Source organism: Paenibacillus agricola, assembly GCF_011440305.1.
Lineage (GTDB): Bacteria > Bacillota > Bacilli > Paenibacillales > NBRC-103111 > Paenibacillus_S > Paenibacillus_S agricola.
On record NZ_JAAOIW010000010.1, the window covers coordinates 18,478 to 43,359 of the forward strand.

Genomic DNA, 24,882 nt, shown 5'->3' on the forward strand with positions numbered 1-24,882 from the left:
CCTGGTCTGCCGCTCGTCCACACTGCACGGAAAATCTAGACCATTCAGATGGAGCGGATTGTTTCAGGTATGGAGGGGAGACCTATCCAATGTACAGGGTATTATTGGTAGACGACGAGATTTGGTCCCTAGAAGGAATCAGAAAGCTATTTGAATGGGAGAAGCATGGCTTTAACGTAATCGCACAGACCACTGACGCGTCCATTGCCTTCGAACTGATATGCAGCGCCAAACCCGATGTGGTAATTACGGATATTAGAATGCCGGAGATATCAGGCCTTGAATTGCTGCAGATGGCGAGAGAAAAAGGCGTGCAAAGCGAATTTGTGATCATCAGTGGTTTTGCCGAATTCGAATATGCCCAGGAGGCTTTGCGGTACGGTGCTTTCGACTACCAGCTTAAGCCTATTGACCGCAGCGATGCCGGGCTCCTGCTTAAGAAGCTGAAGCTTTGCTTGGACAAGAAATCGATTCCAGTCAACAGGAATGTCTTGAATGAATTAGTTTCCGGTTTGCCTAACCCATTGGAAACGCTCCTTGCAAGAGGCTTTATCCCTCAGGGCAAGTATTGGCAGGTTGTTGCTGTAAACGGGGAATATGGGAAGGGCAGCCGAGAGCTATTGCCCCTGCTTGCCCCTATCAACCATTTTCATCTCCAGGTTGATGAAGAAAAATGGTTGATACTGGTCAACGGCGCGACAACGCTTGAAAAGGATGTTATGGCAGTGATGGCTGGCTGGGACGGGCATGAGGAGCGAAGCATCGGGCTCAGCAGCGTTTCGCATGACCTAAGCCATCTTGGCAGGTTGGTCAAGGAAGCCGATATGGCAGCTGCCCATCCATTTATAGATGAGCAGCCAGCCATTGTCCAATTTACAGCCATCGGCAACCTCAGAATGGAGAGCATTACAAGGAAGCTGGAAAAACTGGTCATGCTACAAAACTATACGGAAATCTGCACAGTAATAGATGATATTCCCGAGTTTTTTAAAACGAACAATCTGGGTATCTATCAAGTGACCTGCTTGTGGAACCAGCTTGCGGTTGTCATCAGAAAACGTATCGAAGTTGACGCTCTGGTAACAACGATTGATTTTCTTGATTATGAAGAGATCGTGTGTCGCTTCCAAAGCCTCTCTGCATTATGTGCATATATCAAGCAGCTTTTACAGGAGGTATGCGCTCCCGTGGGCGGCAAAGCGGTTAAGCAGCCTAGCTACAACGGTAATTTTATTGCCTTGCTAGAGTATGTTAACAACAATTACACCGGTGAGCTTTCCTTGAGTGAGCTTGCCGAGCGATTTTTTCTAAATATGAGCTATTGCAGCGAGCTGTTCAAGAAGGTTGCTGGCTACACGTTCAGCGACTATGTAACGAAGCTTCGTATGGAGGCCGCCGCAGAGCTTATCGAATCAGGGAAGTATACGGCAGACAGGGTTAGCCATATGACCGGATACAATGATTATTACTACTTCAGTAAAATTTTTAAAAAGTTTCACGGCGTTACACCGATCCAATTCACGGAACGAATGGGGCAGGCGCTGTTAACAGGCAGCCATTAAATGGAGTAATAACATATCATAATTGGAGGTAAGCCGACTATGTATTGGAAAGAGCTAACTACCGGTATTTATCCTTGGGATATGCATGATGAAGGCATTGAAACAATTTTGGATAATCTGCAGCAGTATGCTGGCAATAATGCGGCTTATATGCTGGCAATCATGCATCACGAAAAACGACCGCTCCATGATAACTACTACCACCACAACCCAGTGCGCAAGCGGTATCTTGCTGAAGATAGCAGAAGCTATTTCACGATTCACCCGGAATCGTACACAAATTCAAGAATCAAGCCGCAGCCAAGCGATCGTGAATTTCTTAAAGGCGTGGATTGGCTGGAAATATTCACGCAGGCCCTTCGCAAACGGGGAATGAGCCCGGGGGCTGAGATCTCCCACACGCCGCTTGATTCCGTGAGGGGTGCAGGCGAATTCGCCGACTGCATCCAGCGTGATATTTATGGAAATCCGCCTGCGCATGGCTATTTTTCCAATCAGCAGCTTTGCTGGAATAGCCCTGACGCGAGAGCTTATATGTGCGCTATTGCTACCGATCTTGTGACTCATTATGATATCGATATGATCCAAACCTGCTCGTTCCTACTCAATCAGGGACAGCTGAACCTGCATCCCTTCCTCGGTGTTGCTCTTGGCGGCTGCTTTTGTGCAAGCTGCGAAAAGGAAGCCCGCAAGGCAGGTATGGATTGGGATCTGGTCCGCAAAACGGTCAGGCATTATGCCGATATTATGAAAAGAGCGACGCTTGAGTCCAATGAAGACTGGCTTTTGCTCCAAAGGGGCAATTCATCAGCAGTGATGTTCCTTATTGAGCATCCCGAGCTGTACCATTGGCTTAAATTCCGCAGTGAATCGATTACAAGGTACTTTAAGGAATTATCCGAGGCCATTCATGCGGCAAATTCCAAGGTGGACTTCCGTTTCAATACCTGCTGGCCGGAGGCTGAATTTATTGGCCAGGATCTAACGCAAATTGGGAAATACGTGGACTCGATCCGAATCATGGATTATGCCGAACAGTCAGGCGACGAAGAACGGGTGCTCAATAAAGGCAGATGGCTCTCCAATGTACGTCGTCAGGTTGGGGAAGAGAAAATTATTATTGACAGCATTGCCCCCCGCGCCAAGGCCACACCTGATTTGATTAAAAAAGGTATCCGTACCGTTGCTTTGGGTGGGGCTGACGGTCTGGCATATGGGTTCTATGATGGTGCCACTATTGAAAGATTGAAAGCAATTAGGGAAGGCATGGAAGACTGCGAGATCCAATTAAGAAATATATAGGTGAAGGATTCGACCTTCGACCAAAGGCATCTGCACAGAAATGCGGCAGGTGTCTTTTTCCTTTTTTAAAATAAAGTTTGCCACAATCGTAAGATCGTACAAAGAGGCGGGTATTGTTAATGGTGCCAAAGGAAGAAAGGGAATATGCTGGATTAGGGAGTAGAAAGCTTCCACGCCGGCAACAGCCGAAGCGGCAACGATAATTTGAATGGAGGAAATGATCAATGGAGCCATCGAGTTTGCAGTATGCGTTAACGGAAGAAGAGCGTAAAGCCTTTAATGAGACGGGGTACTTGATACTGGAGAATGTCCTATCCCCCGAGCAAGTGGCAGCGCTTACTAAAGAGGTTGACCATATATTTGATACGAAGGTAAAGGCTGGTCATGATACCACTAAAGCTTTGTTTCATCCTAACTTTATTCCAGACCACAAGCTTTTCTTGGACCTATTGGATTATGAGAAGGTATTGCCTAAAGTCTGGGGAATTATGGGCTGGAATATATATTTGTATCATGCGCATATGATTGTTACCCCTCCAAGCGGGGCGCAGCAAAATGATAAAACGTTCGGCTGGCACCAGGATAGCGGCCGCATGAATATTGAAATGGAATCCGAACCGCGCCCTCGTATGTCGTTGAAGGTAGCCTATTTTTTATCCGATATTTCCGAACCGGGAAGAGGCAATTTCTGGATCGTGCCAAACAGCCACCTGAAGAATACGATGGTAAGGCCCGAGGACGGGAACGGCCAGCTTGAAGGAGCAATCCCTGTTTGTGTGAAACCGGGGACGGCCGTGTTTTTCGATCGGCGGCTATGGCATGCGGCAAGTCCCAACTGGTCGGACATTACGCGCAAGGTGCTCTTCTACGGTTACGGCTACCGCTGGATAAGGACGAAGGATGATATGACGGTTCAGGAATTGTATCCGAAGTGTGATCCGATTCAGAGGCAGCTGCTAGGTGACGGAATTAATTGCAATGGGTACTACACCCCAACGGATGAAGAAGTGCCGCTGAAGGTTTGGCTGAAAGAGAACGCTCCCGAGCAAGTGACACGGTAAGCAGCTAGCCATTTAAGCGGATATCAATCGCAGTCATTTTTAGCTAGGGAGGATATAAGATGCCAGCAAATGAGCATTCAACAGTGGTTGTACCTTCAGAGATTGCCGGAACGAAACGGAACAAAGTGAAGCACGGAATTATCGATTGTGACGTTCATCCGATTCCCAAAAGTATGGATCAAATTAGAGAGTACTTACCCCAATTTTGGAAAGGGAGGTTTCGTGGGGGAGGAAGGGGGCTGTTTTACGGTAATCCCTCACATGGGATGCGTCTGGATTCGCATCCTCCCGACGGAGGACCGGCCGGGTCTGATCCAAGCTTTATGCGCAAGCAGCTGATTGAGCCCAACCATATTAAAACAGCGATCCTGATTCCGCGCGAGAACAGCTGCCAATTTCCAGATCTGGATTACGGCAATGCGATTGCTTCCGCCTATAACGAGTGGATCGCGGATACATGGATCGGCCCTGGCGATAATCATGACGGTGTGTTCAAGTCGTCGATTGTCATCAACCACAGCGATCCGATATCGGCCGCCCAGGAGATAGACCGTTGGGCAGGCCACAAACATTTTATCCAGGTGACTACCGACTCTGGGGCGAGATTTCTAATGGGACACCGGAATTTTCATCCCATATTCGAAGCTTGCTGCCGGCACAATTTGCCGCTGGCGCTCCACCCGGGTTTAGACGGGATTGGCATCAACATCCTGCCGTCGCCGGGTAACCCGAGCCATTATATCGAATGGCATACCTGTATGTCGCTCAGCTTTCAGGCACATTTGGTCAGCCTCTTGACAGAAGGAACGTTTGAGCGGTTCCCGGATTTACGGATCGTGCTGGTCGAGGGTAGCTCGACATGGCTTGTACCGCTGATGTGGCGGCTAGATATGGAATATAAAGCGTTGCGCCACGAAATCCCATGGGTCAAAAAAATGCCAAGCGAATATTTGCGTGACCATGTGCGGATTACTTCTCAGCCGTTGGAGCGGCCCAGCAACGATGAGGATTTTATGGATATGCTGAGAATGATGGATGCCGAGCATCTGCTGATGTTCTCCTCGGATTATCCACATTGGGATTTTGACAATCCGAAGTCTGCTTTTCCCAAGCTTCCAGAAAAGCTGTATAACCGGATCTTTTTCGAAAATGCGGAAGAGTTTTACGGATTAAAGTAAGTTGGGTTAGAGATTTAGATGATGATTAGAGGACAGAGGGGAGATATACCAGATGGGCAAGCATTTGGTTGGCGCTACAAGTGAGATTTTACCCGGTCAAAGGAAAATCATTACGGTAGAGGGCATTACGATGGGTGTGTTTAATGTCAACGGGACGTACTACGCTGTGAAAAATAGCTGCCCCCACCAACAAGCACCATTATGTGTAGGCAAAGTATCGGGAACGACGCTTCCCTCCCAGCCCGGAGAATTTCTATATGGCCGTGAGGGAGAAATCCTCCGCTGCCCATGGCATGGCTGGGAATTTGATCTTACGAACGGTCACTCTTTGTTCGACCCCAATCGTTGCTGGGTGAAAACCTATGAGGTCGAGGTGGAGCTCCCGGAAGAGGAGCAGCCGAAGCTGGAGACGTTTCCGGTTAGTGTTGAAGAGGAGCGGGTCATGGTATCCGTGCAAAGATAGGCGTGCAAAGATAAGGTGCGCGAAGGGTGCGTGCAGAAGCGATAAGTATCGTACATCACGTGCATAATCAAGCAGCTTAAGTCGTAGGGAGGGCTCTATCATCGTGGAGAAACGCCAAATCAAGACGGGTATTATTGATTGTGATGTGCATCCGTACCCGAAAAACAAGGAAGAAATTCAGTCCTATATGAAGCAGCCTTGGAGGGAACGATTTAATAGTGGGGGAAGAGGGCATTATGGCAACCCCGTGCATGGGGATCGGCAGGATGCCAAGCCGCCTGGAGGGGGACCGAGCGGCTCTGATCCTGAATTTCTGAGAGAGCAGCATGTTCGGAAGTATGGGATCGACCATTGTATTTTACTGCCCCGCGCCTTCTGTAATTTGCTTCCCGATCCGGATTTCGCAACTGCTGTAGCTGCTGCCTTTAACGATTGGTTAGCAGATACCTGGCTCGATAAATACAATAGCGACGGTGTATTCAAGGGATCGATTACGATTGCCCATCAAGATCCAATAGCGGCAGCAGCAGAGATCAGGAGATGGGCCGGCCATCCTCATTTTGTACAAGTGATGACCGATTCGGGGGCAAGGGCGCCTTTCGGGCAACGGCAGTATTACCCGATTTATGAGGCCTGCGCGGAAGCGGGATTGCCCTTGGCTATTCATCCAGGTACGGACGGTATGGGCATTAATATCCAGCCTACACCTGGCTACCCGACCCATTATATCGAATGGCATACCTGCCTTTCGCTCGGTTTTCAGGCGCATCTGGTCAGCTTCATTACAGAAGGGGTTTTTGAACGCTTTCCTGGCTTTAAAATTGTGCTGGTTGAAGGCGGCGTATCCTGGCTGCCCGCATTAATGTGGAGGCTTGATGCCGAATATAAAGCGCTGCGCTATGAGGTGCCTTGGGTGAAGAAACGCCCAAGCGAATACCTGCGCGAGCATGTTCGGATAACCTCGCAGCCCTTAGAGCGGCCCGATAACGACAGCCATCTGCTGAATACGCTAGATATGATGGATGCCGAGCATCTGCTGATGTTTTCGAGCGATTACCCGCATTGGGATTTCGATTCCCCGAAGCTGGCATTTCCTAAATTGCCAGAGCCTTTATGGCAGAGGATCTTTAACACAAATGCCAAGCAATTGTATAAGCTTTGATGATGCTGTTCAAAGATTTTTATAAATGAGGGGATGATTAAAATGCCAAGTAAAGTGTTGTCAAAGACAGCCGGGTATCTAGCACTAGGTATGGCCTTATCTGCACTCGCTGCCTGTACCGCCGCTCCAGCAGCCAATGATGCCAAAGGCACAGACAGCAAGCCGGCTGTAGCGGACAATAAGCCTTTTGCCTACAGTACGATGGTATCCACTTTCGCTGCGGTTCCCGATATGAAAAATCAGTTTTGGACCAAATTCCAGAAGGATAACAACCTGCAATTGGCTATTGAATGGATTCCGGACGTCGAATTTCAAACCAAGCTGAATTTGGCGATGGCAACGGGCGAATTACCGGATGTCATATCAGCGCAAAACCCTCACGATATCGGCACCCTAAACGCAGTGGATAAGGGCGTTTTTTGGGATTTGGGGCCGCTGCTGGGGGATTTAAGCAAATATCCGAATCTTAAAAAGAATATACCTGAAGCCGCATGGAAATATTCAAAATATAAAGGTACGTATTTCTTCGTGCCGAGGGCCCGCTCGCAAATTAATACAGGCTGGATGATCCGCAAGGATTTGCTGGATGAGGTAGGCTTGCCTTTACCCAAAACGACGGATGAGCTGTATACGGCGCTGAAGCAGATTAAAGCTAAGGATACAGGAAATAAGCTGATCGGAACGTTGTTTTTCGAATCGATTGCTTCATCCTTCGGTACGTTCACTCCACAGTACAATACAGAAGGCGGTATGTACCGGAATTTGCTGAGCGATGCGTACACGAGTATGGTGGATTGGTATGCCAAATTGTACAAGGATGGCTTGATGTCCAAGGAGTTTTCCGCAGTTAAGGGCCTAGAGCCGGATAATTTCTTCGGTTCAGGTAAAACGATCTTCCACACCAAAAATTTCTGGCATCAATACCGGATGGACCAGGAAAACAAAAAGGTGAACCCCAAAGCCAGCGTAGAGCTCATTCCATCGCTTAAAGGGCCAGGCGGCTATAGCGCTTATCTGGAGCCAGGGTTTACGGGCGGCCTGTTCATTTCGAAAAAAGTACCGGAAGAAAAGGTGAAAAAAATACTGGATGTATTCAATATGGCAGCCAGCGACGAGAATTCCAAGGCGTTATTTTATGGATATGAAGGCATCCACCATAAGGTAGAGAACGGAAAATATATCATGACCGAAATTGGGCTCAAGGAAATTCAAAGCTTTACCAACGATCCGTTTACGATCAAAAGAAATGAGTGGGATAAAGTAGATAGCCCGCTAGCCCCCATTGAGGTCGATTTAGCCAATCGTGAAAAAGTAAAGCCGCTTTATAATGAGCTGACAGTTGATCCTTTCCGGATTATCCGTTCGACCACTTGGACAGCGGAATGGCCAAAATTTGCCGATGAATTCGAGAAGAAACGAACAGAAGCGATTATGGGCATTATTACGATGGACCAATACAAGCAATATATTGAGGGCTTAAGGAACAATGCGGTATTGAAAAAGTCGTTCGTAGAGCTTGCTGCTAGCTATAAGGAATATTTTGGTAAATAAATTTTATGATCTAACACAGGCCAATGGGATGGATGCTTGTACGGCTATATGGCTGCTCGTACTGTCACAATCCGTTACGATCTGCCCCGTTGGCTTCCCCTTTTTAATGGAAGGAGCATGATGATGGATGTTCAAAAGGTAACGTTAAAAAAGGCTGCAAGCTCCCGGGAACGAGCCCGATCGCGTTTGCCTTGGTCGCCATATGTGAAATACAGGCATATGTATCTGCTGGTCATACCCGGATTTTTGTTTTTTACCGTCTTTAAGATTGTGCCGATGTGGGGCCTGCTGCTCGCCTTTAAAGATTACAGCCCTATCGACGGATTTGCCGCCAGCCCTTGGGTCGGATTGAAGCATTTCAACGAAATGTTTGCCGATGAGCATTTTTATATCATGCTGCGCAACACGTTATTAATTAATGTGTTTGGCCTTGTCTTCTTTTTCCCGTTGCCTATTTTATTGGCGGTTATGCTTAATGAGGTTCGTCACGAGGTATTCAAAAGGATCAATCAATCCTTAATCTACATGCCGCATTTTTTATCGTGGGTCGTTATCGCGAGCCTGACCTTTTTCATGTTATCCGTGGATGTTGGTTTGATCAATAAGGTTATTCGAGCGGTTGGGCTCGAACCGTATTCTTTTTTAAATGACAGCAAGCTATTTTGGGGAATGGTCACGGTACAAAGTATATGGAAGGATGCAGGTTGGGGCACGATTATTTTCTTGGCAGCGATTGCCGGAGTCAACCCGGAGAGGTATGAGGCCGCCGTCGTGGATGGGGCAAGCCGGTTTAAACAAATCTGGCATGTAACTTTACCGGCCATACGCCCAACGATCGTTATCCTGTTAATTCTGCGGCTGGGCCATATTACGGATGTGAATTTCGAGCAGGTGCTGCTGATGATGAACCCATTGGTTCGCAATGTGGGCGATGTGTTCGATACGTATGTATATAACAATGGGATCCTACGCGGTATGTATAGTGTGGGTGTTACCGTAGGATTTTTTAAAGGGCTGGTTGGTTTAGCGCTTGTCATGGCCTCGAACTACATTGTCAAAAAACTGGGACATGAAGGCATTTACTAACGGATAGGAGGAATCAACATTGAGCTTTGTGCAGCATAAAAAAATAACAGTATTCGATATTGTGAATTATACATTGTTGGCGATCATCTCGGTATCCTGTCTGTTTCCTTTCGTATATGTACTCAGCTTGTCCTTGACAGACAGAGCCGTGTATATCCCTTATGAGTTCCATTTAATTCCAGAAAAATTATCTTTAGCTGCGTATTCTTATATTTTATCATCCGATAGCTTCCTGAATGCCTTGAACAGCACACTATTCATTACAATCGTAGGCTCGATTTTAAATTTGGTTTTTACCTTCACCATGGCTTACGGCTTGACCGAGAAAAGATTGCCTCACCGAAAATGGATTTACGGGATTGTCGTTTTTTCCTTGGTGTTCAGCGCAGGGTTAATCCCTAGCTTTTTTCTGGTTAAAGAGCTGGGCTTAATGAATTCGTACTGGGCGCTAATTTTACCTTCACTGACGAATGCATGGAGCCTGATTGTTGTAAAAAGCTTCATGGATTCATTGCCCGTAGAAGTGATTGAATCCGCCAAAATCGATGGCTGTACGGACCTCGGTGTTTTTGGACGCATTATATTGCCGCTTAGCAAGCCCGCACTTGCCGCATTTTTCTTGTTTTTTGCTGTGGCTCATTGGAATACCTATTTTAATGCCTTAATGTTTTTGACCGACTCCAAAAAATGGACGCTGCAGGTACTGGTGAAATCATTGGTTTTGGATAATCGCGCCTCAACCTCCGGCATGGAAGCCTCCATTGGCGATTCCGCTCCCCCGTCGGAGACCGTCCGTTCAGCGGCGATCATCCTCGCGATTCTTCCCATCCTGTTCATCTATCCTTTCCTGCAAAAGCATTTTGCCAAAGGGGTTATGGTTGGGTCTGTGAAAGGCTGACGTCTATGCAAGAAAGGTTGACCAATGTAAGATACAGGGTCCTTTCAGTAACTGAAGGGTCCTTTTTTGCGGTGCGCCCAGCAGGGGCGCTATTTTGGGTGCAAGTCCCAATGGGTGAAAGCAAGAAGAGATCTGTCTTGTCGCATAAGGAAACGGGTATTTAAACCATTGAAAACTATAGTATAATACATAGGAATCATCGCTTGAATCATCATCTGAATCATCATTTGTATAATCGCCAATAAAAGGAGACCCGACCGATGGAATTTGGAACTAAGCTTAAAGAATTGCGGCAGCTAAGAGACATTTCATTGCGTAAACTCGGGGAGAAAGCGGGCATTAGCTATTCGATCTTGAATTCAATTGAAAATGGCAGAATCCAACCATCCAGAGAGATTGTAGCTTCCCTTGCCTATGCCTTAAAGGTTGAAAACAGCACAGAGCTCCTAGCCCTTGCCGGCTACGATTCAGTCGCAGGTAAAGGGGCAGATGAGCGATGACCAAACACGATGCTCCTGAGGAAGCAAGCGATCGGGGCCGTGAGGGTAGGATTGATCGGCTTGTCAAGGATTTTGAGGCTAAGGTCACTTCCCATTTGAATGAGAATTATGCCAATACTACGAAATGGTCGGACAAGTTTGCTGATAAAATAGCCCAATTCGGAGGCAGCTGGAGATTCATCAATGTATTTTTTGGGATTTTGATTTTTTGGATTGTGTTTAATAGCTTGTCCTTGACCAAGGTCATTCATTTTGACGAATCGCCGTTTATCCTGCTGAATCTGGTGCTGTCTTTTCTGGCCGGCTTCCAGGCTCCGATTATTATGATGTCGCAGAACAGGCAATCTGCCCGTGATAAGCATGAGTCGATTATTGACTATGCGATCAATTATAAAGCTGAGAAAGAGATACATACTATTCAAAAGCATTTAGCGCATCTGGAACAGAGATTTGCTGAAGTGGAGCTTTTGGCGTTTAAAAGCGAAATGAGAGCCGAATTGGCTGAGATCAAGCAGCTATTGCTAGAACGGAAATAATAGTTAACATCGATTGGACGGGAGGGTTATCATGGACGATTTACAGGCAAGCCCAAGCAACGAGGCGCCAAATGTGCCGCAGCTACTGGAAACGGTAGAGAGGCTTACGCAAGAAAATACCCGATTAAAGCAGGAGCTGGTAAGGCTCCGAGAGCTTATTTTCAATAAGGACGCTAGCCTTATGTCGACCAAGCTGAGGGATGCACTAAGGGAATAAAGGGGCTAAAATATGGTTGTCCCCTAACCGATATGTATAGAGTGGGCTTCATGATCACTATATAGAAAAGGGTGATGGGTATGGAAATCAACGCTAGCCTTATGGCTGCTATAAGCGGCACCGACATGCTGAAGCAAACGGTTGGTGTTGTCTTATTAGGTAAAACCAAGGATTTGCAAGCATCCCAAGCGGCAACATTACTGCAGGATTTTGCTGCGGCTCAGCATCCTCATTTGGGTAAAACATTGGATATTAAAATTTGAAAGCCCACACCCTGTAGGGTTAAGCATCTGTATGCGCAGAGCTTTGCCCTTTTTCATCATTAATATGAACCGAGGAGGAATAAATAAATGGAACAGAATGCATACAAAACGATCATTATTGGCCATCGGGGTGCTGCGGGAGAAGCGCCTGAGAATACATTGGGGTCGTTCCAGCTCGCATTGGAGCAAAAAGCGGAGGCTTTGGAGCTGGATATTCACGAATCGGCGGATGGCGAGCTTATCGTATGCCATGATGCTACTGTAGACCGGACGACTAATGGGAGCGGAGAAATTAGCTTGATGACCGTAGAGGAGCTGCGGAAGCTGGATGCGGGCAGCTGGTTTGCTGCGCATTTTTCCGCAGAGAAGCTGCCGCTCTTGGAGGAAATATTCGTTTTAGTTCCAGCGGAAATTATGATTAATATAGAGGTGAAATGTGCCTATAGTGATCGGCTTCAGCAACGCTTGCTACAGCTTATCGAGCAATATAACCGTTTGGATAGCGTGGTTGTTTCTTCGTTTAACCACAAAATTCTCGTTAAGCTAAAGCGCGCGGAGCCGCAGCTTAAAATAGGGCTGCTCTACAGCGCCAACTTTCAAAGCCACCGCCAGATGGCGGCATCGGCAGGAATCGAGGTGTACTCGTTGCATCCTGCTTACCGGCTGATAGATGCGGAGGATGTAGGGGACGCCGTGCAGAACGGACTGCGGGTATATCCGTATACGATTAATGCCGAGGACGAACTAAAAAAAGCTCTAGCCACCGGTGTGTCGGGCATCATAACCGACTATCCAGGAAGGCTTAGAGCCTTGCGCGAAGCTCATTAGCTGCCTTTAGTTCAGCAAATGCTTGTAAGCACTGTAATCGATCTGCTTTTTGTCCAAATAGGACGTTAGGCTGTTGTAGTCGCGTTTGGGCGTAGCTAGGATATAGCCTTCGATGCAATGGTCCTGCGTAATCGAGTTGGCCTTGCGTTCGAGTGCCACCTGGGCAATTCTTGCGGCAATCGAGTGGCGGGCGATATCACGAAACGGAGAAGGAACCGGGTCAACAAGTACGTTGAGCAGCTCTTTGGATTCATCCGTCCATAAATGCCGGGATGTTTCTACATAGTGGTTTTGCCAATCGAGCTTGGACTTGCCATCCGCCTTCGGCAGCACCTTCATAAATTTGCGGAACATAAAGAAGCCGCCAATGGACATAAAAGTAATGAGCAAGAAAACCCAAAATATGATAAACCACATAAACCAAGTGTTCATTGTATTGGTCACCTCTTTCTTAGTATAACTTATTTTCTCAGCCATCAAAAGTGGCTTTCACCGGATGTGATGAATTTCTGCAGGTGTTCTAGATTTATTGTCACAATCCTAGTAAAATAAGAAAGTGCCTGAAATAAAGGAGATGAGTTTTACGATGCCTAGAATCGGTTCCCACGTATCGTTTTCAGATAAAGGTTTATTAAATGCGGCTACAGAAGCGGCTTCCTACGGCTCCTCTACATTTATGGTTTATACGGGTGCCCCCCAGAATACACGCCGTAAGCCAATCGAGGAGCAGTTCGTTGAAGAGGGTAAAGCCGTCATGGACGAGCATGGCATGGGCGAAATTATTGTGCATGCCCCTTATATCATTAATTTGGGCTCCTATAAAGAAGATACATTTGAGCTGGCGGTTCGTTTTCTGCAAGAGGAAATTCGCCGCACGGATTACTTGGGTGTTCGGCAGATCGTGCTTCACCCGGGCGCCTTCACAGAGATGGATGCGGAGTTTGGCTTAAAGCGGATTGCTGATGGGCTGAATGTAGTTTTAGCAGGCGTCAAGGATACGCAAGTGAATATTGCCCTTGAGACGATGGCAGGCAAAGGCACGGAGCTTGGCCGAAGCTTTGAGGAGCTGGCCGCTATTATTGGAATGGTCGAAGATAATGGCCGGCTATCGGTATGTATGGACACCTGCCACATCCATGACGCCGGTTATGATATTATTAATAATCTGGATGCCGTGCTGGAGCATTTTGACAAGGTGGTTGGGTTGAACAGGATCGGTGTTGTGCATTTAAACGACAGCAAAAATCCCAAAGGCGCCGGCAAGGACCGCCATGCTCCAGTAGGTGCGGGCTGGATCGGCTTCGATGCGATGAACCGTATTGTGCACCATGATAAGCTGAAGCATCTGCCATTCATCCTGGAAACACCTTGGATTGGTAAAGAAGATCGGACACAGCGGCCGATGTACGCGGCAGAAATTGCCCTGCTAAGCGGGACAGCAGAGAAGCGGTTTGGTGCCGGTTTTATGGAGGATATCGAGCGGCTGGAGCATTTTTTCGCCAAACGGGATGTGCAGCACCGTGATTTTGTGCTGCAAACCTGGGAGGTGCTGAAGACCGATGCCAAAGCCAAAAAAGCGGATGCACGCGAGCCCATGGAGCGGCTTTATGATACAGTTATCGCAGAAGGTTTGTTCCCGGAGTTAAACGAGGAAGAGATTAACCAAAGGTTAACAGGCTGGTTTGCCGGAGCCAAGTAAGTCACGATTTCAAAGGATGAGGAGCCAGCAGCACCATGACACCGAATATAGCGCCAAAAGGCAGTCGAAGTGAATTAAGAAACCGTGCGAGGATGCTTGTCTCTTGCCCGGATCAGCCGGGGATCGTTGCCGCGGTATCCCGCTTTTTATTTGAGCATGAAGCAAACATTGTCCAGTCCGACCAGTATACGATCGATCCGGAAGGCGGGATGTTTTATATCCGGCTTGAATTCGATTTGGATAATCTGGATGCGCGGCGGGATCAGCTGAAAACGGAGTTTGCCAAGGTGGCTGACCGCTTTAGCATGGAATGGACGATTAATCGGGCAGGACGCAAGAAGCGCCTGGCGATCTTCGTATCCAAGGAGGACCATGCCCTGCTTGAGCTGCTATGGCAGTGGCAGGCTGGAGACCTGGAAGCGGAAATTGCGATGGTAATCAGCAACCATAATGACCTGCGCGGCTTGGTGGAATCATTCGGCATTCCGTACCACCATATCCCGGTCACTGCCGATACCAAAGCGGAAGCGGAGCGCAGCCAGCTAGAGCTTGTGGTCGACAAGGTGGATGCCGTTGTGCTGGCAAGGTATATGCAAATCATTTCCCCCAAATTTATTGAGCATTTTGCCAACCGGATCATTAACATCCACCATTCCTTTCTCCCCGCCTTCGTTGGCGGCAAGCCGTATGCGCAAGCCTATAACCGTGGCGTGAAAATTATAGGGGCCACTGCGCATTACGTTACTGAGGAGCTGGATGGGGGGCCGATTATCGAGCAGGATGTGCAGCGTGTAAGCCATCGCGACAATGTGGATGACCTCAAGAGGATTGGCCGCCATATTGAGCGGATCGTATTGGCTCGGGCGGTTTCGTGGCATGTGGAGGATCGAGTGATCGTGCATGGCAATAAAACGGTCGTGTTTAATTAGTTGTGTGTCATGAACTATAGGGCAGGCTCATAGGCTGCCACAAAACAAATAGCGGCTTCGCCAACCGGTTGTTCCGGGGCGAAGCCGCTTTTTATGCACTAATCGCAGTTTGATTTTTTCCTGAGCGCTTGGCCAGATAGAGCGAAGCGTCTGCACCCTTGAATAGTGCTTCCTTGCTTTCACCCCGGGAAAAGTCCTGTAAGCCAATGCTTAAGGTAGCGGCTTGTAAGTCCAGCTCCGGATGCAGCGTCAGCGCAAGCTTTTCACGAATTTGCTCGGAGATAAAATAGGATTGCTCCAAGCTTTTGTCAGCGAAGATGACCGCAAATTCCTCGCCCCCATAACGGGCAACAAAATCATTGGAGGTCACACTTTCGTTTATGGCTTGAGCCACCCGCTGAAGAATAATATCACCGACCCAATGCCCGTAGGTATCATTAATTTTTTTGAAATTGTCGATGTCCATGATGGCTAGCTGCAAAGGCAGGTTATTGCGTTCATTTTGCTCAATTAGCTTTTCCAGGTATTCATGAAAGGTTTTATGGTTATAAAGCTTGGTCAAGGCATCCATCTTGGAGAGCTTGTCCATAATAATGGTTTGGACGAGCAGCTCTTGCTTGGTTTGGGTAGCTTGGTTCAGATTATGCAATAGCTCAATGCCACTTGTCGTCACAGTCAAAGAAATAACGGTTACACCTATGTAGAGAAATAGGATGCCTATGATATGAAGGGGCTGCATGGAGATACGCAGTTCCGGAGAAAACATATATAACAGCATAAAACAGGCCATAACCAGGAAATAAGCAAAAAAAATACGGTTTTTGCTGAAGGATAACACGGACGTCAAAATAGGGAAAATATAAATCGCAGGTACGATGCCGATGGTCGGATTCATGTAGATGATCGTTGAAGCATAAATAATGCCAGCGACAAGTAACAGGTCATCATTATGTATTTTGCGATAGCGGTAGAGCATTTCGGCTATGCCGGTGATGGCAGAGAGCCCCAGAGCCTGCAATACCATCGAATAGTAAAACAAATGCGGAGCAGGCGATGCCTGCGGGTGATGCAATAGAAATTCCAGCAGCAGGGTGAGCACGATGGTGATCCAATATAAATCTAGCAATTTCCGATAAGTGTGGCGTTTGCTGCCCAACTCCAATAATAGAAGGTTCATCTTCCACTCCCACCCATCCTAATTACAGTAGTCCCAGGACTATTGATCCAAAACGATTCCGAATCATACATATTCTCCAAAGAATAGGAAATTCCTTTGCGATGGATGTATAAACCAGGAAATGATTTTTTTTATTAATTGTAGGTTTTAAGTTGGCAAACTGAAACGGACAATGGTAAAATGGTGCAAGTGAGTTTTGTTCGAAAAAGCTTTGAATGCACACGTTAACAAAACCCTGTATTTTTTATTAAATGGTATGAAATGTTAACTGCCCCAACAAATTTAGGAGGTACTATCAATGACGGTCATTAATAAAGCGATTGAACAATTATCTATCGATACGATTCGTACACTATCGATCGATGCCATTGAGAAGGCGAATTCCGGTCACCCGGGTATGCCAATGGGTGCTGCACCTATGGGTTATGAGCTATTCACGAAATTTATGAACCATAATCCAGATAACCCGACATGGATTAACCGGGACCGTTTCGTACTTTCGGCGGGACATGGTTCTATGCTGCTATATAGCTTACTGCATTTGAGTGGCTACGATTTGCCAATGGAGGAATTGAAGAAATTCCGCCAATGGGGAAGCAAAACACCTGGTCATCCAGAAGTTGGACATACTGCGGGTGTAGACGCTACAACTGGTCCTCTTGGACAAGGCTTGGGCATGGCTGTAGGTATGGCTTTGGCAGAAGCACAGCTAGGTGACGTGTACAATAAAGAAAAATTCGAAATTGTTGACCACTATACTTATGTTATTTGCGGTGACGGCGACTTGATGGAAGGGCTATCCTCCGAGGCTGCTTCATTAGCTGGACATTTGAAGCTGGGCAAGCTGATCGTATTGTACGATTCCAATGATATTTCATTGGATGGCGAATTGAATTTAAGCTTCTCGGAAAATGTAATGGACCGTTTCGAAGGCTACGGCTGGCAGGTGCTTCGTGTTGATGACGGCAACGATCTGGCAGCGATCCATGACGCAGTTAACCAAGCCCATACGGATTATCGCCCTACTTTAATTGAAGTGAAAACCGTGATCGGATACGGAAGCCCGAATAAAGGCGGCAAGGGTGGACATCTAGGTCCCCATGGTTCTCCGCTAGGTCTTGATGAAGTCTTATTGACAAAGAAATTTTATGCTTGGGATGCCCATGAGGATTTCTTCGTGCCAACCGCAGTAACCGAGCATTTCGCAGAAATTAAGAAAAAAGGGATCCAAACCAACGAAAATTGGCAGAAGTTGTTCGATGAGTATGCAGTGGCTTATCCAGAGCTGGCTAAACAATTCCAATTGGCCATTAGCGGCGACCTTCCAGAAGGCTGGGACAAGGATATTCCTGAAGGCGCACCAGCCGAAAAGGGAACACGTACAGCTTCCGGTACTGTATTGAACGCAATTGCCAAAAACGTGCCTTGGCTCGTGGGTGGTTCTGCTGATTTGGAATCGTCGACAATGACGCATTTGAAAGACCTTGGCGTTGTAACAGCTAAAAATTATAACGGCCAAAATATTTATTTCGGCGTACGTGAATTCGGTATGGGTGCTGCCATTAATGGTATGCTGCTGCACGGTGGCTTGAAAGTGTTCGGCGGAACCTTCTTCGTATTCTCCGATTACCTGCGTCCTGCGATTCGCTTGGCTGCCATTATGGGTGTTCCTGCGATCTACGTATTTACCCATGACAGTATTGGTGTCGGTGAAGATGGTCCTACGCATGAGCCGATCGAGCAATTGGCTGCGCTTCGTATCATTCCAGGCATCACGGTTATCCGTCCGGCTGATGGCAATGAAACAGCAGCAGCATGGCGTTATGCTGTTGAGAACAAGACAGGCCCTGTTGCCTTAATCTTCTCCCGTCAATCAGCTGCGAAGCTTGAAGGCTCGGCAGAATCGAAAACCTTGCTTAGCCGTGGCGCTTATGTGGTGTCCGATGCAGGTAACGGTAAGCCGCAAGCGCAAATTATCGCTACAGGCACAGAAGTACAGCTGGCTATTGCTGCCCAAACTCAGCTGAATGCAGAAGGCATTGCCGTTCGTGTTATCAGCATGCCAAGCTGGGAGCTTTATGACAAGCAATCCAAAGAATATAAAGATTCCGTTATTCTTCCTGACGTTAAAGCACGCCTTGCAATTGAAATGGGCAGCCCGTTTGGTTGGGAACGTTATGTAGGCGACCAAGGCGACATCTTGGGGATTAACCGTTTTGGTGCGTCCGCTCCAGGACCAACGGTCATCAAAGAGTACGGCTTCTCGGTTGAAAATGTTGTAGCCCGCGTTAAGCAATTGTTGAAATAAGCATCAGCGCCTTAACATGCATCAGCTTTTTAATTCCTCTAAAGGAGAGCACACAGCCATGTCCCAGTTCGATCAAGTTTCGGCCGTTAAGAAAGCGAATATATATTTTGAAGGTAAAGTAACTAGCCGTACCATCGTGTTCGCGGATGGCACGAAAAAAACACTGGGCATTATGCTACCAGGCGAATATGAGTTTGGTACGGATGTCAAAGAAATTATGGAGATTCAAGCTGGGGAGCTGAAGGTATTGCTTCCTGGTGCAGAAGAATGGCTACATATTGACGGTACAGGAGAATTCACCGTGCCTGCCAATGCCAAGTTCAAGCTAGAGGTTACCGCAGCAACTGATTATATTTGCTCTTATATCGCAGAGTAGGCATCCAGTTCAAGCTAATTAAGGATGGATAACTGCAATGGAAAATACCCTGTCGGACGCATGTACGCGGTTTGACAGGGTATTTTTAGCTTTAAGCCAGTGTTGCCGGATTATGGGTTAAGCCTAGTTGAAGGTTAATAGGCAGTTGAAGGCTTAAGTAGGGAATTCTAATAGGGGTTCTCGGCGGTTTCGTAGTCCTCACCAGAGATGAATGGATAAATGGCGATATAATCCTCGATCTTCAAGCGCACATAAGGAGCCAGTCCAGACAGCATGCATCCGTAACGGAAATTGCCATTATCATTCTCGATGCGAATTACCTTTGCCGTTATAGGGGGAAGGTCAGCCTCCTGCGGAAAATGGATCACAACGAACATATCCTGTGCCAGTGGGAATGGTGAGACGATCTGGATGCCGGTTTCAGATAAATCAAACAGCTGGCCTTCGATCGTTTGCCCGGTAAATGCACCTTCCTGCTCCCATTGATAAACCGATAGCAGCAAGGGAATATTAAGGTGTAGACGCGTATTGCGCCGCCGCTCCTGCCCCGAAGCTTGCTTGGTTACTTCCGTGTGCATCCAATCCTCATAGCAACGGATGATTGAGCTCGTATCCTGGTCACCGAGCCCTTTGGCGAGCCCGATCTGAAACATGCTGGTCGCCGCTTTTTGTAAGGGCAAGGGCAGCTGGTAGCTGTTGGATAAATCGCCGGCAAGCAGCAAGTCCTTCAGCATTAATTGCAGCGAGAACTGGTTGCGGAAATCGCGGTTGATGATTTTGTCACCTTTGGATTCCACCTGCTTGCTGGAGGCTCCACCGGCAAGCACCACCTCAACAAAGCGTTCGGGGTCCAAGCCCGCCTTGGTAGCCATCGATAGGCCTTCGATAAAGCCAAGCAGGTTTACGGCAGCGATTGTATTGTGGGCTAGCTTGGCAGCCGATCCGGAACCGGAAGCGCCCATGTGGACGATTCTCGTGCCCATCGCTTCGAATACGGGCCGTTGCTTGTCCAGTGCGGATTGGCTGCCGCCGACCATAAATACCAAGGTGCCATTCTCCGCACCAGGCTTGCTTCCGGTGACGGGGGCATCGAGGAATTCGATAGCGCGCTCCTGCAGCGCCTTGTGAATACGTTGGCTCGTCTCAGGGGAGACCGTACTGCAATCGATGACGGTTTGTCCTGCGGACAAGCCATCGAGCATGCCGGTCTTGCCTAGGATAAGCTCCTGTACCGTGGCATCATCGCTTAGCATCGTAATAAGGACATCGGCTTCTTGTGCCGCTTCGGTCGGCGTACTTGCAGCAGTGGCGCCGAGAACAACGAGCGCATCAGCTTTGCTAGCCGTACGGTTGTAGACGGTTACAGAAAACCCTCTCTTCAACAAATTGATAACCATAGGCGTCCCCATTGTGCCCAGTCCAATAAATCCTACCTTCATTAGCGCATCACCTCTGCTCTTATTGTAGCATTTTAGGTAGACACTGGGAATGAGGGGCTTGCATTTAAGTTGAGAATTAAAGTATTCTAAGTTTGTGTGGCGCTGGCCATGATAATGATTATCAGGAGGATGACAAATGAGCAGTAAGCTTAAGTTTGATTACAGTAAAGCTCTTTCTTTTATACAACAGCATGAGGTTGACTATTTGGCGGCACCCATCCAATTAGCGCATGATCAATTACATAATAAAACAGGGACGGGCTCCGATTATTTGGGCTGGATCGACCTTCCTGTCGATTATGATAAAGAAGAATTTGCACGCATCCAAAAAGCGGCTAAGAAAATCGGCTCCGATTCCGATGTCTTAATCGTCATTGGTATTGGCGGTTCTTACCTAGGAGCCAGAGCGGCGATTGAGATGTTAACCCACTCTTTCTACAATTTGCTGCCTAAGGACAAGCGCAAGACGCCTGAGATTTATTTTGTCGGCAACAATATCAGCTCGACTTATGTGACACATTTGCTAGAGATGCTTGAAGGCAAAGATTTATCTGTCAATGTAATCTCCAAATCCGGTACAACGACAGAGCCTGCAATCGCCTTCCGTATTTTCCGTGAGCTGCTAGAGAAGAAATATGGAGTCGAGGAAGCGCGCAAACGGATATACGCTACTACAGACCACTCAAAGGGTGCTCTTAAGAAGCTGGCTACCGCAGAAGGCTATGAGTCCTTCGTCATTCCAGACGACGTAGGCGGTCGTTATTCCGTGCTGACAGCGGTCGGTTTGTTGCCCATCGCCGCAGCTGGTGTCGATATTGAAGCGATTATGCGTGGTGCTGCAGATGCAAAGGCAGAATACAGCAATCCTAAGCTTGAAGAAAATGAAAGCTATCAATATGCGGCTGTACGCAATGCCTTGTACCGTAAAGGGAAAACAACGGAAATTTTGGTCAACTACGAGCCTTCCCTGCATTTTGTATCGGAATGGTGGAAGCAGTTATTCGGAGAAAGTGAAGGCAAGGACAATAAAGGGATTTTCCCGGCTGCTGTCGATTTCTCGACCGATTTGCATTCCATGGGACAATTTGTTCAAGAAGGCAATCGTACGTTGTTTGAGACCGTGATCCAGGTTTCCGAGGCAGCAGAGCAGATTACGATTGGAACCGACGCTAACGATTTGGATGGCTTGAATTTCTTGAGTGGCAAGACGATGGATTTCGTCAACAAGAAAGCGTTCGAAGGCACCATGCTGGCACACACAGACGGCGGCGTGCCGAACCTGATCGTGACCATTCCCGATACAAGCGCTTATACGTTTGGCTACCTCGTCTACTTCTTCGAGAAAGCATGCGGAATCAGCGGCTACTTGTTAGGCGTTAATCCGTTCGACCAACCGGGTGTAGAAGCATACAAGAAGAACATGTTTGCATTGCTGGGCAAGCCTGGTTATGAGACAGAGAAAGCTGAGCTTGAGGCAAGGCTTACGAAGTAATTGCAGCTAGACAAAGCGGTACACCTTATCTTGATGGTGTGCTGCTTTTTTTGCATCAAATGGATAAGCAAGGAGGCGGCTCATGCTAGATCAGTTCAAGACAGTTAAAGGGCTCGGGAGTGATGAAATCATCATCAAAAAATCACGGTTTATTGGTCATGCCAAGCCGGTGGCCACTGAGGAGGAGGCAGCACGATTTATTGAAAGCATCAAGCAGCAGCATAAGACGGCTACACACAATTGTTCAGCATATATGGTTGGGCAGCGTGACGAAATCCAGAAGCAGTCGGATGATGGGGAGCCCAGCGGTACAGCGGGCAGGCCGATCATGGAGGTCATTAAGCACCAGGGCTTGAAAAATATAGCCGTTGTCGTTACCCGATATTTTGGAGGCATTATGCTAGGAGCTGGCGGATTGGTGCGTGCCTATACCGATGCAGCCGTTGCAGGCATTGCAGCTGCGGAGCCGGTGTACCAGGTGCTGCACCGTGAAGTGCTTGTTGAAATTGATTATACGTGGCATGGCAAAGTAGAAAACGAGCTGCGTGGCCGTAAGATGCTGCTAGGTGAAACGTTGTTTACAGATAAAGTAACAATGGTTTGTTTGCCGATTGCCGGTGAGGCGGAGCTATTTGTAGCTGCAATGAGGGACATTACGCAAGGCCAGGGCTTGATTTCATTGGGAGCCGAGCAATACATCGAGCATGCAGAAAGGCAGCCTAATGGAGACAATAATTAGCAGGAATAAAGTCAGCCTTACAGCGAACATAGGTGCTATAATAGTGATAAATCCAGGATCGCCTACCTATACCAAAACCATAAACATATCGCAGAGGTAGGCAACAACGCCAAATTACCCGAACGGGTCTTGTTTAAATAAAACCAGGAAAGCGAGTGAATGGTATTGGCCAGAAAAGCGGTCGTACAGGAACTGAGTCGGGAAAGGATATTGGATGAGGCAAGGCTGCTCTTCGCTGAGCATGGCTATCAAGCTTTGACGATGCGAAGTATTGCAAAAGCCATGGGCTATAGCCACGGAGCCTTATATTATCATTTTAAAGAAAAAGCGGATCTGTTCTACACCTTGGTCAATCGAGATTTTAATATGCTGTTGGACCGCCAAAGAGAGATGCTGGCCCGTACCCGCATGGGCGATCTGGGGCAATTGCAAAAGCTGATGCAGGAGTTTATCCACTTTGGCTTAGAGAATCCTTACCACTATGAGATTATGTTCATGATTAACAATTCGGAATTGCAGTTGTATTCCCGAACTGAGCAAGCACAATGCCTGGAGTTATTCGCAACGGTCGTGCGTTCCGTGATTGCGAGTAATCCAGGCAATGAGCATAAGATGTACACGTTGCCCTGGAGCTTGTTTATGTCCATGCATGGCTTTATTTCTTACAATATTCGCTACCAGCAATCCTATGAGGATGTCAAGAAGCTTGCCGAGCAGCACGTGAAATTTTTGAGTGAAGGCTTGCTTTATTAGGGATTACCCACTAATGTTGAAGACTTAGCCATGCGTAAATTGCACCAGGCAGTTACGCTGCCGCGGACCATCAAACTCGCAGAAATAAATCCCTTGCCAACGTCCGAGAATAAGACGCCCTCCTGCGACAAGCACGGTTTGGGAGGAGCCGACTGTAATCGCTTTTAGATGCGCGGCAGTGTTGCCTTCCGCATGCTGGTACTGTGGATGCTCCCAGGGGTAAACCTCATTTAAGCGCATAAGCACATCCGCTTTCACATCGGGATCGGCATTCTCATTAATCGTGACGCCTGCGGTCGTGTGCGGGCAATAAATGGTAGCGGTTCCATCCTCCATCGATGCTTGCTTCAAGAGCTTAACAATGTGCTGGGTAATATCGATCATTTCATCGCGACGGTTAGTCTGAATATGCAGGGTATGAATCAATACAATCGCCTCCTTGTTCATCCTATTATAATATATCGCCGGAATCATCACAAAACATGTTACAATAAGGGAATGATTATAATAGGCTATGCAGCCAATCGGCAGAAATTGTCGCGAAAGGATGATGAGAGCAATGAATTTATCGGAAAATACTTTAGCCAATACAGAATTTATGATGGAAGCCATTAAAACAAAGCTGCGGATGGCAACGGGAGCCGCTTTGAAAGCGATGGAGCTAAACGATGAAAAATATGAGGATTTAAAGGATATATATGAAATGGTGGCAGGAAAATCACAATTCAGCATTAGTGAAATGGAAGCCATTACGATGGAATTAGGGCGGTTGCGCAAAGTCTAACAGGGACAACTATACACGCAATCCAGAGTAAGCTCTCATATCCTATAGCGTAGTCCTGAGTGTTAGTGAAGCAGCTGTTCTCAGGTAACGTAGGGATGGAGGTGGAGGCATATGCGACAAACCATTGTTAAAAAAGATGTCCAGAAGCTAGTAGGGCGAACTATTTATGCAATTAAAAAAGATGGAACTGCCGTAAGCGGCAAGCTCGTTCGCATTAGCGGAAATCGTTTAATTGTAGCTCCGATTAAAGGCAAGAAAGTGAAGGTTTCGGCGCTGATTCCACTTGTGCTTTTTGATCTATTGGCGATCGGCACAGCACCTTTTGCTGGTTTTGGAGGCTTCGGTCCTGGTTTCGGTCCTGGCTTCGGTCCTGGTTTCGGTCCTGGCTTCGGTCCTGGCTTTGGTCCTGGCTTTGGCCCTGGCTTTGGTCCTGGCTTCGGGGTCTTTTAACACATGTAGCGCAAGCAAACAGCAAGCCTGGTTTTCTCCGAGTGGAGGGTGCCAGGTTTTTTTGTGCTGTTATGTAAGTCCGATGAATCAACGATTGACCTGATGCCAAAGACCAATCAAAGTCAGGCT

General features: G+C 47.5%; 28 protein-coding genes. 23 read left to right on the forward strand and 5 right to left on the reverse strand.

The genetic code is table 11. The features are described from left to right. The first annotated feature begins 89 nt into the window (after positions 1-89). Entirely contained in the window at positions 90-1,562 is a 1,473-nt protein-coding gene (locus G9U52_RS24050; protein WP_166153204.1) for a response regulator transcription factor, read from the forward strand. A 39-nt stretch (positions 1,563-1,601) separates the two neighbouring features. Then, entirely contained in the window at positions 1,602-2,864 is a 1,263-nt protein-coding gene (locus G9U52_RS24055; protein WP_166153205.1) for a beta/alpha barrel domain-containing protein, read from the forward strand. Here the strand turns inward: G9U52_RS24055 and G9U52_RS39355 are convergent. Beyond that, positions 2,850-3,098 carry a hypothetical protein gene (locus tag G9U52_RS39355; protein ID WP_207953175.1) on the reverse strand — a complete coding sequence of 83 codons (249 nt, stop codon included), beginning with the start codon at positions 3,096-3,098 and terminating at the stop codon, positions 2,850-2,852. The two genes, G9U52_RS24055 and G9U52_RS39355, sit on opposite strands and share 15 nt — an antisense overlap. Here G9U52_RS39355 and G9U52_RS24060 point away from each other — a divergent pair. The 12 genes from G9U52_RS24060 (at position 3,089) to G9U52_RS24115 (ending at position 12,607) form a co-directional block, all read left to right on the forward strand. Then, the gene (locus G9U52_RS24060) at positions 3,089-3,925 is read left to right on the forward strand and encodes a phytanoyl-CoA dioxygenase family protein (protein ID WP_166153206.1); all 837 of its coding nucleotides are present in this window, start codon (positions 3,089-3,091) and stop codon (positions 3,923-3,925) included. The two genes, G9U52_RS39355 and G9U52_RS24060, sit on opposite strands and share 10 nt — an antisense overlap. A gap of 59 nt (positions 3,926-3,984) precedes the next feature. Next, on the forward strand, positions 3,985-5,103 hold the full coding sequence (locus G9U52_RS24065; protein ID WP_166153207.1) for an amidohydrolase family protein: 1,119 nt from the start codon (positions 3,985-3,987) through the stop codon (positions 5,101-5,103). Between the two features lie 52 nt (positions 5,104-5,155). After that, positions 5,156-5,566 (forward strand): Rieske (2Fe-2S) protein, encoded by a 411-nt coding sequence (locus G9U52_RS24070; protein ID WP_166153208.1) that lies wholly within the window; start codon positions 5,156-5,158, stop codon positions 5,564-5,566. A gap of 103 nt (positions 5,567-5,669) precedes the next feature. Continuing rightward, the gene (locus tag G9U52_RS24075; RefSeq protein ID WP_311764918.1) at positions 5,670-6,728 is read left to right on the forward strand and encodes an amidohydrolase family protein; all 1,059 of its coding nucleotides are present in this window, start codon (positions 5,670-5,672) and stop codon (positions 6,726-6,728) included. 42 nt (positions 6,729-6,770) lie between these two features. Continuing rightward, the gene (locus tag G9U52_RS24080; RefSeq protein WP_166153209.1) at positions 6,771-8,279 is read left to right on the forward strand and encodes an extracellular solute-binding protein; all 1,509 of its coding nucleotides are present in this window, start codon (positions 6,771-6,773) and stop codon (positions 8,277-8,279) included. Positions 8,280-8,396: 117 nt separating this feature from the next. Further along, a complete protein-coding gene (locus tag G9U52_RS24085) occupies positions 8,397-9,365 on the forward strand; it encodes an ABC transporter permease (protein ID WP_375790281.1) in 969 nt (322 codons plus the stop codon). A gap of 28 nt (positions 9,366-9,393) precedes the next feature. Next, entirely contained in the window at positions 9,394-10,263 is an 870-nt protein-coding gene (locus G9U52_RS24090) for a carbohydrate ABC transporter permease (RefSeq protein WP_311764922.1), read from the forward strand. A 260-nt stretch (positions 10,264-10,523) separates the two neighbouring features. Then, a complete protein-coding gene (locus tag G9U52_RS24095; RefSeq protein ID WP_166153211.1) occupies positions 10,524-10,763 on the forward strand; it encodes a helix-turn-helix domain-containing protein in 240 nt (79 codons plus the stop codon). Then, positions 10,760-11,299 carry a DUF1003 domain-containing protein gene (locus tag G9U52_RS24100; RefSeq protein WP_166153212.1) on the forward strand — a complete coding sequence of 180 codons (540 nt, stop codon included), beginning with the start codon at positions 10,760-10,762 and terminating at the stop codon, positions 11,297-11,299. Before G9U52_RS24095 ends, G9U52_RS24100 begins: the two co-directional genes overlap by 4 nt. Before the next feature lie 31 nt (positions 11,300-11,330). Then, the gene (locus G9U52_RS24105) at positions 11,331-11,516 is read left to right on the forward strand and encodes a hypothetical protein (RefSeq protein ID WP_166153213.1); all 186 of its coding nucleotides are present in this window, start codon (positions 11,331-11,333) and stop codon (positions 11,514-11,516) included. An 80-nt stretch (positions 11,517-11,596) separates the two neighbouring features. Beyond that, entirely contained in the window at positions 11,597-11,779 is a 183-nt protein-coding gene (locus G9U52_RS24110; protein WP_166153214.1) for a YjfB family protein, read from the forward strand. An 87-nt stretch (positions 11,780-11,866) separates the two neighbouring features. After that, a complete protein-coding gene (locus tag G9U52_RS24115; RefSeq protein WP_166153215.1) occupies positions 11,867-12,607 on the forward strand; it encodes a glycerophosphodiester phosphodiesterase in 741 nt (246 codons plus the stop codon). A 6-nt stretch (positions 12,608-12,613) separates the two neighbouring features. On the opposite strand, the gene G9U52_RS24120 is transcribed toward G9U52_RS24115, so the two are convergent. Continuing rightward, complete coding sequence (locus G9U52_RS24120; RefSeq protein WP_166153216.1) at positions 12,614-13,039, reverse strand: DUF2621 domain-containing protein; 426 nt, start codon at positions 13,037-13,039, stop codon at positions 12,614-12,616. Between the two features lie 154 nt (positions 13,040-13,193). Here G9U52_RS24120 and G9U52_RS24125 point away from each other — a divergent pair, with 154 nt between their 5' ends. Beyond that, entirely contained in the window at positions 13,194-14,306 is a 1,113-nt protein-coding gene (locus tag G9U52_RS24125; RefSeq protein WP_166153217.1) for a deoxyribonuclease IV, read from the forward strand. Between the two features lie 35 nt (positions 14,307-14,341). Then, positions 14,342-15,235 (forward strand): formyltetrahydrofolate deformylase, encoded by an 894-nt coding sequence (gene purU, locus G9U52_RS24130; protein ID WP_166153218.1) that lies wholly within the window; start codon positions 14,342-14,344, stop codon positions 15,233-15,235. 91 nt (positions 15,236-15,326) lie between these two features. Here purU and G9U52_RS24135 read toward each other — a convergent pair whose 3' ends face one another. After that, a complete protein-coding gene (locus G9U52_RS24135) occupies positions 15,327-16,412 on the reverse strand; it encodes a GGDEF domain-containing protein (protein WP_166153219.1) in 1,086 nt (361 codons plus the stop codon). A gap of 298 nt (positions 16,413-16,710) precedes the next feature. Between G9U52_RS24135 and tkt the strand changes: the two genes are divergently transcribed. Next, positions 16,711-18,720: a transketolase gene (tkt, locus tag G9U52_RS24140; protein ID WP_166153220.1), complete on the forward strand. Its 2,010-nt coding sequence runs from the start codon at positions 16,711-16,713 to the stop codon at positions 18,718-18,720. 58 nt (positions 18,721-18,778) lie between these two features. Continuing rightward, positions 18,779-19,096 (forward strand): pyrimidine/purine nucleoside phosphorylase, encoded by a 318-nt coding sequence (ppnP, locus tag G9U52_RS24145; protein WP_166153221.1) that lies wholly within the window; start codon positions 18,779-18,781, stop codon positions 19,094-19,096. 167 nt (positions 19,097-19,263) lie between these two features. On the opposite strand, the gene G9U52_RS24150 is transcribed toward ppnP, so the two are convergent. Then, positions 19,264-20,535 (reverse strand): NAD(P)-binding domain-containing protein, encoded by a 1,272-nt coding sequence (locus G9U52_RS24150; RefSeq protein WP_166153222.1) that lies wholly within the window; start codon positions 20,533-20,535, stop codon positions 19,264-19,266. Between the two features lie 136 nt (positions 20,536-20,671). Here G9U52_RS24150 and G9U52_RS24155 point away from each other — a divergent pair, with 136 nt between their 5' ends. From G9U52_RS24155 to G9U52_RS24165, 3 genes are all read left to right on the forward strand, one after another. Next, on the forward strand, positions 20,672-22,027 hold the full coding sequence (locus G9U52_RS24155; RefSeq protein ID WP_166153223.1) for a glucose-6-phosphate isomerase: 1,356 nt from the start codon (positions 20,672-20,674) through the stop codon (positions 22,025-22,027). 82 nt (positions 22,028-22,109) lie between these two features. Continuing rightward, positions 22,110-22,766, forward strand: a complete 657-nt coding sequence (locus G9U52_RS24160) for a YigZ family protein (protein ID WP_166153224.1) — start codon at positions 22,110-22,112, stop codon at positions 22,764-22,766. A gap of 165 nt (positions 22,767-22,931) precedes the next feature. Next, complete coding sequence (locus G9U52_RS24165; RefSeq protein ID WP_166153412.1) at positions 22,932-23,519, forward strand: TetR/AcrR family transcriptional regulator; 588 nt, start codon at positions 22,932-22,934, stop codon at positions 23,517-23,519. Positions 23,520-23,543: 24 nt separating this feature from the next. Here G9U52_RS24165 and G9U52_RS24170 read toward each other — a convergent pair whose 3' ends face one another. Next, on the reverse strand, positions 23,544-23,945 hold the full coding sequence (locus G9U52_RS24170; RefSeq protein WP_166153225.1) for a secondary thiamine-phosphate synthase enzyme YjbQ: 402 nt from the start codon (positions 23,943-23,945) through the stop codon (positions 23,544-23,546). A gap of 133 nt (positions 23,946-24,078) precedes the next feature. Between G9U52_RS24170 and G9U52_RS24175 the strand changes: the two genes are divergently transcribed. Both G9U52_RS24175 and G9U52_RS24180 read left to right on the forward strand, forming a co-directional pair. Beyond that, positions 24,079-24,303, forward strand: a complete 225-nt coding sequence (locus G9U52_RS24175) for a DUF1128 domain-containing protein (protein ID WP_166153226.1) — start codon at positions 24,079-24,081, stop codon at positions 24,301-24,303. Positions 24,304-24,414: 111 nt separating this feature from the next. Beyond that, positions 24,415-24,753 (forward strand): hypothetical protein, encoded by a 339-nt coding sequence (locus tag G9U52_RS24180; protein WP_166153227.1) that lies wholly within the window; start codon positions 24,415-24,417, stop codon positions 24,751-24,753. The last annotated feature ends 129 nt before the right edge of the window (positions 24,754-24,882 follow it).